Origin of the sequence: Allobosea sp. UC22_33, assembly GCF_042700715.1 — a bacterium.
GTDB lineage: Bacteria > Pseudomonadota > Alphaproteobacteria > Rhizobiales > Beijerinckiaceae > Allobosea.
Map to the genome: position 1 here is coordinate 3,065,594 of NZ_CP170556.1, position 10,184 is coordinate 3,075,777.

16 protein-coding genes and 2 tRNA genes are annotated in these 10,184 nt (G+C 66.1%); 12 read left to right on the forward strand and 6 right to left on the reverse strand.

What is annotated here, in order from left to right:
• Positions 1 to 2: 2 nt before the first annotated feature.
• The 9 genes from ACFJGT_RS14770 to ACFJGT_RS14810 are packed head-to-tail and all read left to right on the forward strand — an operon-like array spanning position 3 to position 4,034.
• Positions 3 to 233 carry a hypothetical protein gene (locus tag ACFJGT_RS14770; protein WP_377838739.1) on the forward strand — a complete coding sequence of 77 codons (231 nt, stop codon included), beginning with the start codon at positions 3 to 5 and terminating at the stop codon, positions 231 to 233.
• Entirely contained in the window at positions 233 to 862 is a 630-nt protein-coding gene (locus ACFJGT_RS14775; RefSeq protein ID WP_377838740.1) for a lambda exonuclease family protein, read from the forward strand. Before ACFJGT_RS14770 ends, ACFJGT_RS14775 begins: the two co-directional genes overlap by 1 nt.
• Positions 859 to 1,362: a hypothetical protein gene (locus ACFJGT_RS14780; RefSeq protein WP_377838741.1), complete on the forward strand. Its 504-nt coding sequence runs from the start codon at positions 859 to 861 to the stop codon at positions 1,360 to 1,362. Before ACFJGT_RS14775 ends, ACFJGT_RS14780 begins: the two co-directional genes overlap by 4 nt.
• Positions 1,359 to 1,517: a hypothetical protein gene (locus ACFJGT_RS14785; RefSeq protein WP_377838742.1), complete on the forward strand. Its 159-nt coding sequence runs from the start codon at positions 1,359 to 1,361 to the stop codon at positions 1,515 to 1,517. Before ACFJGT_RS14780 ends, ACFJGT_RS14785 begins: the two co-directional genes overlap by 4 nt.
• Positions 1,514 to 1,849: an HNH endonuclease gene (locus ACFJGT_RS14790; protein WP_377838743.1), complete on the forward strand. Its 336-nt coding sequence runs from the start codon at positions 1,514 to 1,516 to the stop codon at positions 1,847 to 1,849. Before ACFJGT_RS14785 ends, ACFJGT_RS14790 begins: the two co-directional genes overlap by 4 nt.
• Positions 1,842 to 2,333, forward strand: a complete 492-nt coding sequence (locus tag ACFJGT_RS14795; RefSeq protein WP_377838744.1) for a hypothetical protein — start codon at positions 1,842 to 1,844, stop codon at positions 2,331 to 2,333. The genes ACFJGT_RS14790 and ACFJGT_RS14795 overlap by 8 nt, the downstream gene beginning before the upstream one ends.
• The gene (locus tag ACFJGT_RS14800) at positions 2,330 to 2,479 is read left to right on the forward strand and encodes a hypothetical protein (RefSeq protein WP_377838745.1); all 150 of its coding nucleotides are present in this window, start codon (positions 2,330 to 2,332) and stop codon (positions 2,477 to 2,479) included. Before ACFJGT_RS14795 ends, ACFJGT_RS14800 begins: the two co-directional genes overlap by 4 nt.
• A 2-nt stretch (positions 2,480 to 2,481) precedes the next feature.
• On the forward strand, positions 2,482 to 2,760 hold the full coding sequence (locus ACFJGT_RS14805) for a hypothetical protein (protein WP_377838746.1): 279 nt from the start codon (positions 2,482 to 2,484) through the stop codon (positions 2,758 to 2,760).
• Complete coding sequence (locus ACFJGT_RS14810) at positions 2,757 to 4,034, forward strand: hypothetical protein (protein ID WP_377838747.1); 1,278 nt, start codon at positions 2,757 to 2,759, stop codon at positions 4,032 to 4,034. The genes ACFJGT_RS14805 and ACFJGT_RS14810 overlap by 4 nt, the downstream gene beginning before the upstream one ends.
• A gap of 60 nt (positions 4,035 to 4,094) precedes the next feature.
• On the opposite strand, the gene ACFJGT_RS14815 is transcribed toward ACFJGT_RS14810, so the two are convergent.
• The 4 genes from ACFJGT_RS14815 to ACFJGT_RS14830 all read right to left on the reverse strand — a co-directional run bounded on the left by ACFJGT_RS14815 (position 4,095) and on the right by ACFJGT_RS14830 (position 5,246).
• A tRNA-Arg gene (locus tag ACFJGT_RS14815) sits at positions 4,095 to 4,171 on the reverse strand.
• Between the two features lie 32 nt (positions 4,172 to 4,203).
• On the reverse strand, positions 4,204 to 4,509 hold the full coding sequence (locus ACFJGT_RS14820; RefSeq protein WP_047574221.1) for an ETC complex I subunit: 306 nt from the start codon (positions 4,507 to 4,509) through the stop codon (positions 4,204 to 4,206).
• A 69-nt stretch (positions 4,510 to 4,578) separates the two neighbouring features.
• A tRNA-Pro gene (locus ACFJGT_RS14825) sits at positions 4,579 to 4,655 on the reverse strand.
• 108 nt (positions 4,656 to 4,763) lie between these two features.
• Entirely contained in the window at positions 4,764 to 5,246 is a 483-nt protein-coding gene (locus ACFJGT_RS14830) for a DUF192 domain-containing protein (RefSeq protein WP_377838748.1), read from the reverse strand.
• Positions 5,247 to 5,451: 205 nt separating this feature from the next.
• Between ACFJGT_RS14830 and ACFJGT_RS14835 the strand changes: the two genes are divergently transcribed.
• The 3 genes from ACFJGT_RS14835 to ACFJGT_RS14845 all read left to right on the forward strand — a co-directional run bounded on the left by ACFJGT_RS14835 (position 5,452) and on the right by ACFJGT_RS14845 (position 8,953).
• The gene (locus tag ACFJGT_RS14835) at positions 5,452 to 7,290 is read left to right on the forward strand and encodes a hypothetical protein (protein WP_377838749.1); all 1,839 of its coding nucleotides are present in this window, start codon (positions 5,452 to 5,454) and stop codon (positions 7,288 to 7,290) included.
• 106 nt (positions 7,291 to 7,396) lie between these two features.
• Entirely contained in the window at positions 7,397 to 7,984 is a 588-nt protein-coding gene (locus tag ACFJGT_RS14840; protein ID WP_377848988.1) for a CatB-related O-acetyltransferase, read from the forward strand.
• Positions 7,985 to 8,134: 150 nt separating this feature from the next.
• Positions 8,135 to 8,953 carry a class I SAM-dependent methyltransferase gene (locus tag ACFJGT_RS14845; protein ID WP_377838750.1) on the forward strand — a complete coding sequence of 273 codons (819 nt, stop codon included), beginning with the start codon at positions 8,135 to 8,137 and terminating at the stop codon, positions 8,951 to 8,953.
• Here the strand turns inward: ACFJGT_RS14845 and ACFJGT_RS14850 are convergent.
• Together ACFJGT_RS14850 and ACFJGT_RS14855 are read right to left on the reverse strand one after the other, a co-directional pair.
• Positions 8,919 to 9,836, reverse strand: coding sequence for a glycosyltransferase family 2 protein (locus ACFJGT_RS14850; protein ID WP_377838751.1), 918 nt, complete (start codon positions 9,834 to 9,836; stop codon positions 8,919 to 8,921). The genes ACFJGT_RS14845 and ACFJGT_RS14850 overlap by 35 nt on opposite strands.
• A gap of 42 nt (positions 9,837 to 9,878) precedes the next feature.
• Positions 9,879 to 10,184 (reverse strand): hypothetical protein, encoded by a 306-nt coding sequence (locus tag ACFJGT_RS14855; RefSeq protein ID WP_377838752.1) that lies wholly within the window; start codon positions 10,182 to 10,184, stop codon positions 9,879 to 9,881.

Here is a 10,184-nt window from a genome sequence, read left to right on the forward strand (position 1 = left end):
GAATGCTGCTCAACCTCACCAGCCATGGCGAGGACGATGACGGAAAGGGCGCGGTGCAGACGGCGACCGTCAGCGAGGAGCAGATCGGTGAACTGATTGAACTGATGGGCAGCGTCGGCGCCGACAAGCCGGGCTTCCTCCGCTTCTTCAAGATCGAGAGTCTCGCCGACCTGCCCGCCGCAGAATTTCAGCGAGCCGTCGACATGCTCAATGCCAAGCGCGGGAGGGCCTGATGGAACAGGGCACCCCCGAATGGAAGGCCGCGCGCCTCGGCAAGCTGACGGCCTCGCGCATCGCTGACGCCACCGACCTGCTCAAGAGCGGCAAGCCGGGCGCCAAGCGCACATCGTACCTCGGCGAGCTGATCGCCGAGCGCCTGACCGGCCTCGTGGTCGAGAAGTACCAGAACGACCTGATGCGCTGGGGCACTGCTCAGGAGCCCGAGGCGCGGGCGATGTACGAGTTCTTCCATGGCGTTGAGGTCGAGACAGTCGGCCTCGTCGACCATCCGTCGATCGCTATGGCAGGCGCGAGCCCTGACGGGCTGGTCGGCGCCGACGGGCTGATCGAGATCAAGTGCCCGTCGACCAGCACGCACGTCGATACGCTGCTCGCGCAAGCCATCCCCGAGGAATACCTCAAGCAGATCGACTGGCAGATGGCCTGCACCGGCCGGCGCTGGTGCGACTTCGTGAGCTACGATCCGCGCTTGCCGCCGCACATGGCGATGTTCGTCTGCCGGCGCGAGAGGGACGACGCCGCGATTACAGCCCTCGAAGCGGACGCCCGCGCCTTCCTCGCCGAGATCGAGGACAAGGTCGCTGCTCTCGATGCGCTCTACGCCCGCAAGGTGGCGGCATGAACGCCGCCCTGCCCTTCCGCTGGACCGGCGAGGTGATGGAGCCACTTCGCTCCTTCGCCAAGCGCTGCGATGCCGAGTTCACGGTCGGCGAGGTCTACAACCTCGAAGCCATCGAGCAGCGCTCGGCGAAGTCGCACGCGCATTTCTTCGCCTCCGTGAACGAGGCTTGGCAGAACCTGCCAGAGAACCTCGTCGAGCAATTTCCGACGAGCGAGCATCTCCGCAAGTGGTGCCTGATCCGCGCCGGCTATGCCGAGCACCGGAACATCGTCGCCGCGAGCAAGGCCGAGGCCCAGCGCCTCGCTGTCTTCATCAAGCCCATGGACAGCTACGCCGTGGTCACCGCCCGCGAGAGCGTTGTGACCGTCTACACGGCCGAGAGCCAGTCGATGAAGGCGATGGGCAAGCAGCGCTTCCAGGAGAGCAAGGACGCGGTTCTCAGCCTGCTTGCGGCGATGATCGGGACCGACCCGGTAGAGCTTGGGAGGGCCGCGGCATGAAACTGCTCGGCATGGCTCTGGTCCTGAACTCGGCCAGCATCCTGTGCGCTCTGGCAGCGGTGCTCCTGGCCTATCACGGCAAGGATGGCTGGGGGTGGTTTCTATTCGGAGCCTTGGTCCTGCACGCTGGCTACAAGTCGAGTGACAAGGAATGAACCGGCGCTCGCTCTCAACCCGCGATCGGCTCCGCATCTTCACACTGCACGGCGGCATCTGCCACCTGTGCGGCGGTAAGGTGCAGGCTGGCGAGGCCTGGGAGGTCTCGCACGACACGCCGCTGGAGCTTGGCGGGGCTGACGACGACGCGAACCGCAAGCCGGCGCATCGGAAGTGTCACCGCGCGCATACCGCAGCGGTCGACCTGCCGAACATAGCCAAGGCCAAGCGGCGCGAGGCTCGGCACTTGGGAGCGAAAGCCCCTCTATCCGCCCCCTGCCCGGTTCTCGCGCCTCAGGCTGGAAACAGAAGCTCTCTGGCGAATGGGTGAGACGATGAACGACAGGCCAGCACGACCGAAACACCGAGACGTTGCCATTATCGGTGCGGCTGTCGATGAGATTTTGCCGGATGTCATGGGCTGGCTTAGCGAAGGCCGCCATGACGTCGATGAGGTTCGGCAGCAGCTGATCCGCTGCGCCGACGACGATGCATACCGCTTCGCCAGCAACCTCGATAGCCGATGCTACTGGTTCCCCGACGCTGATCTGGTCGAGATACTCGGAGGGTTTTCGACCTACTCGGCGCGCGAGAAGGCGGTGAAGGAGTGGGTTTCGGCACATGCAATCACGGTGCCCTACGCCGTCGGCGACACCGTCACCTTGCGCGGACAGGCCGCGCGGATCGTCGACATCCGCCCGGAAACGGCAGAGATCGTCGCGCAGCCTGTCGTGCCTGACGACAAGAATTACGGGACGACTGGCGGCTGGGTTCACCCAGCCGAGGATGCGCGATCCTGCGAGGTGCCGGCATGACCGACTACGACCACATCGCCGCGGCCCTGATCATTCTGGCGATCATCGTCGGCCTCTGCTGGCGCGCGCTCGATCGTCGGATCTACGGGCCGGACCCGCAGGCGCAGCCGCATGGCGACATCCCCGCGCCTCGACGGAGGGCATAGCCATGGCGCGCACTCTCCCGGCCCGTTATCCGCTTCACGGCGCATGGCCGGAGATGATGCGCGCCGATATGGCCGCTGCGTTCTTCGATCGGAAGGACACCAAGGATCTCGCGACGGCTGTCGTTCGCGGGGAGATTCCGCCACCATGCGGGTCGATCGGGACGGGCAAGGCGAAGGAGCCGGTCTGGACCCGATCCTACTGCCTCGCCTTCATCGGCAGGCGGTACGATGCCGGCGCCGCCGAGCGCGCCGTGTCCGAAGACCTGGCTGACATGGTGTGACGATGAAGATCAGGACGAAGCCCAGATACACGAACCGGAAGTGGCTGAGCGGCCAGCGGCGCTGGGCCTGGTACTTCACTGTACCGTCGTGGGCCCGCGAGCGCGGCTGCCCGATGAAAGACGTGCCCCTCGGGACAGAGCGCGACGCAGCTTGGGATCACGCCGAAGACGTCGTCCTTCCCCAATTCGATTCCTGGCGCACGGCCGGCATGAGCGACCTCGCCGAGGTCCGCGGTGCCGTCGGATCCTTCGACTGGCTGGTCACGCTCTACAAGAACCACAAGAGCTACAAGGACCTGAGCGACGGTCAGAAGCGCAATCACGAGCGCGGCTTCAGCATGGTCGCCGACTATCTTCTGACGAAGGGCGCTCGCAAGGGCGCTCGGGTCGGCACACAGCCAGTCGTCGACATCACCACGAAGATGGTGGACGCGCTCTTCGAGGCGCTCCTGACCGTCACCGAGACAGATGACGACGGGAATGAGGTCACGCGCGAGCGCAAGACGACCACCAACACGGCAATGAAATCCTGCCGGCGTGCCTGGAACATCGCCTATCGGGCCGAGCCCAGCATCGTTCCGAAGGAGAACCCATTCTCGCGCATGGGTCTGAACGAATCGTCGACTCCGAACGCGGACGCGACCTTCGAACAGCTTCAGGCCTTCGTCGCTCAGGCGGACAAGGAGAAGCGTTCGTCGCTCGGTACCGCGGCCATGATCACCTGGGAGTGGCTGCAGCGAGGCGAGCACATCTTCCGCTCCTTCGAGGTGGCGCACTATCGTCCCAAGGAGCGGCCGGACGACGTGCGGATCGTGCACCCCAAGACCGGTAAGGAAGTCTGGTGGCCGCTCTTCGACCCCGAGCAGACCGAACGCGTCCCGCTCTTCCCCGAGCTCATGGCCCGGCTCGATGCCATCAAGCGCGAGCGCATCGGCGGCCTGATGCTGGTTCGGGACTGGAAGGACGACAAGGAAGGCCGGCCGCTGCCCTGGCCGACCGGCAACAAGGGCGACCTGACTTACATGCGCCACGAGGTGAAGCGCATCGCCAAGGCGGCCGGGCTGCCCGAGAACATCACCTTCACTTCGTTCCGTCACGGCGGCCTGACGGAGACCGGCGACGCCGACATGACCGATCGCGAGATCCTGGCTCAGTCGGCGCAGACCTCTCCGAAGGTGCTGCCGCGCTACGTCAAGAAGACCATGAAACAGGTCGCCAATGGCGCCCGGAAACGCCGCGCCGTGCGAACGGATGGCGGCCAAAAGTCAGAATGACCAGCAGTATCCTTGTCAGAACGCATCACGGAACAAACGGAGATTCCGCAATGAAATCAATGGCGAGCCCGGCTGGATTCGAACCAGCGACCAGCAGCTTAGAAGGCTGCTGCTCTATCCATCTGAGCTACGGGCCCGAAAGCGAGGGAAAGCCCCTCGCCTGTCGGCTTCAATGCGTCCACTGACCGACGCGGGTGAACTTGAAATTATCGGAGTAGGAGACCGTGCGGCGCTTGGCCTCGTTCGGCTGCTCGACGCGATAGGCGATGCCGTTGCGCGTGGCATAGGCGACCGCCTCGGCCTCGCTGTCGAACCAGAGCTTGAGCTGGCTCTTCATGTCCGAGGACGAGGTCCAGCCCATCAGCGGCTCGATCTGACGCGGCGCCTCCGGCTCGTATTCGAGCAGCCAGCGCTCGGTCTTGGCCGTGCCGGACTGCATGGCCGTGCGGGCCGGGCGATAGATGCGTGCGGTCATGAAAGCGCTCTGCCGTCACCAAACCTGTGCAGCCCGCGACGCGGACCGCTTCATACGCGTCTGGAATGATGGTCGGGGCACCAGGATTCGAACCTGGGACCCTCTGCTCCCAAAGCAGATGCGCTACCGGGCTGCGCTATACCCCGACGAAGCATTCCAAACGTTGCGGTTCGCTATCATGCCACAGGCTAAGCCCGCAAGCGAAAGCCGATCGTCCAGCACCAAGCTTGTGCAGCACGCCGCCGCCGCCCGTGTCAGCGCTTGAACAGCGCGTGCTCGACCTTGTCGCCGGGCTTGATGCCGAGCTGCTTGCTGACGCCGCCATTGATCTCCAGCACCGACAGCACCGGCTCGCCCGAGGGAATCGTCAGCATCGAGAGCGGCTCGGTGCGCTCGGCAATCCGCGCGATCGTGCCATCCGCCCGGATGAACAGCATGTCGAGCGAGATGTAGGTGTTCTGCATCCACATCGCCACAGGCTCGCTCGCGGCGAAATCGAACAGCATGCCGCGATCGGCCGGCATGTAGTTGCGGAACATCAGCCCCTTCGCCCGCTGGTCCGGCGTGCGCATCACCTCGACCTGGAAGGCATGGCGCGTGCCGCCGCTGACGATGACGAGCGATTCGAGCCCTGCCCCGCCGGCAACGGCCGGCTGGCCCTGCGCCTGCAGCCCGGCCGGCGCCAATGCGAGCAGCGCCAGCGCGACGGTGGCGAGAGCGGTTCTGAGGGCATGCATAGCTTTGGTCTCCGTGGCGGCCATGGCCTCTTGCGCTCTAGAAGGGACCGATGGCAAATCTTCGGCAGATGGCCGCCTTCGCCGCCTTTCGGTCAAGCCTTTCGTCATCATATGAATGCGGGATGCCACGCAGCGCCGGCTGACGGCTTTCTTTCGTCATCCGCTTGCGGCAGTTTCGCCGGCCTAAATGAAGTAGGAGATATCCATGATCGTTGCGCGCCCTCGTCGGACGACGCACCTGGCCGGCACGGCCCTGGCGGTTGTTCTGATGACCTTCGCCGCCCCGGCCTGGGCCGCCGATTTCCAGCTCGACAACGTCAAGATCGATCTCGGCAAGCTGGTGATCAACGCGCCCAAGATCGCGATCAAGGGCTCGACGCTGGAAAAAGATGCCTTCCTGGCACTGTTTACCGGCGCTGCCGCCAGCGAGCCGGCCGCCGCCCGGGCGGCGCGCCTTAACGCCGCCGAGATCAGCGCGCCGGAACTCTCGCTGGTGCAGACGGTCGGCGACCAGAAGCAGACCACGACCTACCGCAACATCCGCCTCACCGATATCCGCGAGGGCAAGATCGGCCACGGCGAATCGGCCAGCGCCAGCGTCATCGCCGACGGCGCCGCCACCGGCCCGATGAAGGGCGAATTGAAGCGCACCGCCTTCGATGCGCTCGACCTGCGCCAGATCACGCGCGTGCTGACCGAGAAGGCGGCGCCCGGCGCCAATGAGGCGATGCTGCCGGTCATCGGGAGTTTCGAGCAGGACGGCTACAATCTGGACATGGGCAAGGCCGGCAAGATGTCGCTCGGCCGCTCCGTCGCCCGCGGCTTTGCCGCCAAGGTCGGCCCCGAGCCGCTGCTCGATGTGATGTCTCGTCTCGCGGCGGCTAGCGAGGAAGTCGAGCGCAAGCAGGGCGACAAGAAGCCCGCTGACGCCGACAAGCCGCTGGCGAAGACCGATGCCGAACGGCAGCTCGGCCTGTCCATGCTGGCGCTCTTCGACATGTTCGAATACGGCAGCGGCGAGGCGCGCGACCTCGTGATGAATGTCAGCCCGCCGCCGAAGGCCGGCGCCAAGGTGGACGCGGTCGACATGCGGATCGCCCGCATGGCGTTCGGCGAGAACACCCCGGCAAAGTCCGGCTTCGCCATGGAAGGCTTCCAGTTCCGCTCGGGCGAGGCCAAGGGCGGCATCGATTCGATCGCCTATTCCGGCTTCAAATTCGGTTCCGTCATTCAGGAGCTGCGCGCAGCCCTGAACGAACCCGACAAGCCCATTGAAGAGATCGACTTCCGCCGCTTCATCCCAACGCTCGGCACGGTCCGCCTCGCCGGCATCTCGATCGATGCGCCGGCGATCATCACCGGCAAGGAACCGATCAAGATCTCGCTCGGCACCTTCGAGATCAAGGCGGGCGAACAGTTGAACGGCATCCCGACCAGCCTCGCCGTGACGATCGACAAACTCGTCACCCCGGTTTCCGAGGCCACCGGCAACCCCGCCGCCAAGGACATGATCGCGATGGGCATCCGCTCGCTCGATCTCTCGGCCAAGCTCGACCTCGCCTGGGAAGCGGCGAAGAACGAGATCGCTATCCGCACGCTCTCCTTCGGCAGCGCCGGCCTTGCCCAGATCGAAGCCTCGGGCACGCTCGGCAACGTCACCAAGGACCTGTTCGCCGGCGATCTCGCGCTGGCCCAGGTCGCGGCGCTCGGCGCCACCGCCCGCAACCTGCAGGTCAAGCTGCAGAACTACGGCCTGGTCGAGAAGCTGATCGAGAACGAGGCGCGCAAGTCCAAGCGCAAGGTCGAGGATGTCCGCCAGCAGTTCACGATGGTCGCAAGCCTCGGCCTCGCCGCGATCCTGGGCCCGTCGGATGGCGCCAAAAGCGTGGCCGCCGCCGCCTCCCGCTTCGTCGCCAAGCCCGGCACGCTCACGGTCCAGGCCAGCGCCAGGTCGACGACGGGCCTCGGCCTTGCCGACGTCATCACCATGACCGAGCCGACGGAGATCTTCGAGAAGATCGACCTCAAGGCCACGGCGGAGTGAGGTCGCCGCAGTGAGTTCGCCGCTTTTGCCCGCTCCGGACGCCGATTGGCGCCCGGGTGCCCTCGCCATCTGGTGGGCCGGTCTTCCGACCGGCCCACGCAGTTTTCTGCGCCGCTGGTTCAATCCGCACAATCAGACCCGCCTCTATCTGGCTGCGCTGGTGGCGCGCCGGCCGGGGCAGATTACGATCGGCGCCTACACCTATGGCCGCCCGAAGGTGCGCTTCGCGGTCAGCGGCTCGAATCTCGTCATCGGGCGCTATTGCTCCATCGCCGACGGGGTCGAGATCATGCTCGGCGGCAACCACCGCACCGAATGGGTGACGACCTACCCGTTCCCTGCCCTGCCCAGCCTCTGGCCCGAATCCGTGGGCCTCGACGGCAGCCATGTCTCGCGCGGCGACACCGTCATCGGGCATGACGTCTGGCTGGGCTCGCAGGCCCTGATCCTGTCCGGCGTCACCATCGGCCATGGCGCGGTGGTGGCGGCCCGCGCCGTCGTGACGAAGGACGTCCCCCCCTACGCGATCGTCGCCGGCAACCCGGCCCGCGTGGTGCGCTACCGGATGAACGAGGAGCGCATCGCCGCATTGCTGCGCAGCGAATGGTGGCTGCTGCCCGAGGCCGAGGTCAGGCGGCTCATTCCGACGCTGTTGTCCGAGCAGGTCGAGAAGTTGCCCGGCACCGCGCCATAAGCCAGCGCGGACGGCCGGCCGCAGCATGGCGATCCGGCTTCGTGTTTCGGCATCGATTGGTCCGAGAAGTGGATTCCACTTTCCGGTCCGATACTCTAGAGGCTTCTGTCGAGGCTCCCCTGCCATACCACAAGCGATCTGGACGGTTTCATGCACGCTTCCGCGAACGACAAGGCGCGGGTCTTCCGCAAGGCCTATCTCGCCGATGTCGAGAAGACCCCGCTCACCGTGCTCGATGTCGGCTCCGCCATCGTCGACGGCCAGGCGCTGTCCAATCGCGACGTGATGAGCAATCCGGCCTGGACCCTGGTCGGCATGGACATCGAGCCAGGGCTGAACGTCGATGTGGTCGTCGCGGACCCCTACGACTGGAAGGAGATCGCCACCGGCTCCGTCGATGTCGTCACGTGCTCCGAGGTCTTCGAGCACGCCGAGTTTTTCTGGATCACCATCCTGGAGATTTCGCGCGTGCTGAAAGGCAACGGGCTGGCCTTCATCACCTCTCCCGGCGGCGGGCCGCGCCATCGCTTCCCCGTCGATTGCTGGCGCTTCTACGACGACGCCTTCCCCGCGCTTGCCCGCTATGCCGGACTGAACCTGCTCGAGGCGCAGGTGCAGTGGGTGCCGGCCTATCGCAAGGGCATCCAGTGGCGCGATTCGAGCGCGGTGATGCAGAAGCCCGTGCTCGACGCCGGCCAGAGCCGGCTCGACGCGGCGCGGATCGCAATCGGCAAGAGCCTGCGTGGCGCAGAGCCGGCGCTGGCTGAGATCAATGCCACCGGCCTCGCCGATGCGCCCGCTGCGCTCAGCCCGATCCCGTCCCAGACCGGCAAGGCGGCCTTCGCCGCACGCGAAACGGAACTGCTGGGCGCGTCCAGCACCTTCATGCGCAAGGGCCGGCTCGTCATGCGTCAACTGCGCGTAATACGCCGGATCATCGCGACGCCGATGAAGGACCTGCATCTCTGAGCGGCGGTGCCTCGCTCAGCCCCTGACGCGCCAGCGCGCTGCGGCCGGCGCGGCCTGCGAGTGCGCCCGCGGCCGATCCGGCATGAGCATACATCTTGTCGCGATTGAGAAGCAGGCCATAACCAATGGCCTTTGCCAGGTTTTCGGCGATTTTTCCGAGACCGGGCAGCGGCAGCCCCCATTTACGCGCGATATGATACTGCGACCAGGCCAGATGCCAGCGCGCGGTGAAACGGCGCTGCGGCGAGGGCGCGCTCGACTTGCCGCGGCCGTGCCGGGCATCAGCGCCATCGATATGGACGAGCGCATGGCCCGCCTCGCGCAGGCGGCGGCAGAGATCATCATCCTCGTAGAACAGGAAGATCGCCGGGTCGAAGCCGCCGAGCGCGAGGAAAACCTCGCGCCGCAACAGCAGGCAGGCGCCCGACAGGAAGGGCAGGCAGGCATCCCCCTCCGGCAGGACGATGCGGCGCGCCCGATTGAGATGGTCAGGCGCCAGCAGCGAGCGTGGCTGCAGGAAGACGCGGCCTGAGGGCTCTACCAGACGCGGAGCGAAGGCCGCGGCGTCAGGATAGGCCTCCGCCGCCGCCAGCAGCGTCGCCACCGCCCCGGGTTGCATTTCGAGATCGGGATTGACGATCAGGATAAAGGGCGTCGCCGCCGCGCAGGCGCCGAGGTTATTGGCGCGGCCATAACCCTCGTTGCGCTCATTGCGCAGGACGCGGGCTCCGTGCTGCGCCGCGATCTCGGCCGAGGCGTCGCTACTGGCATTGTCGACGACGATGGTCGAAACGCCCTCCCCGGCTAATGCGTCGAGGCAGGCGGGCAGCACTTGCGCGCTGTCGAAACTGACGACGATGGCGGTGATGGCTGCGGCGGACATTGCCGCCTTGTGGTCATGCCGCGATGCCGGAAGCAAGCGATTTCAGCGACGGGCGAGCGAGCCGATCTCGCCCTTGATCCGCTCGCGCTCGCTCGCTTCGCAGCGATGCGGCGCCTTGTAGGACTTCACGGCATAGCCGGCATTGGCGGCGACGAAACGCTGCCGCTCCTGTCGATCGAACCGGGCGATGATCCGGCCGCGGTCGACCTGCAACCCGCAATCATAGGCCCGCGAGACCGTCGCAGCGGCATACTCCACCGTGCCCGGCACCGGCCCCGCGACCGTGCAGGCGCCGAGCGCCGCAAGCAGCACCGCCGCAGCGGATTTCAGGATCGATGGCATCGGCAC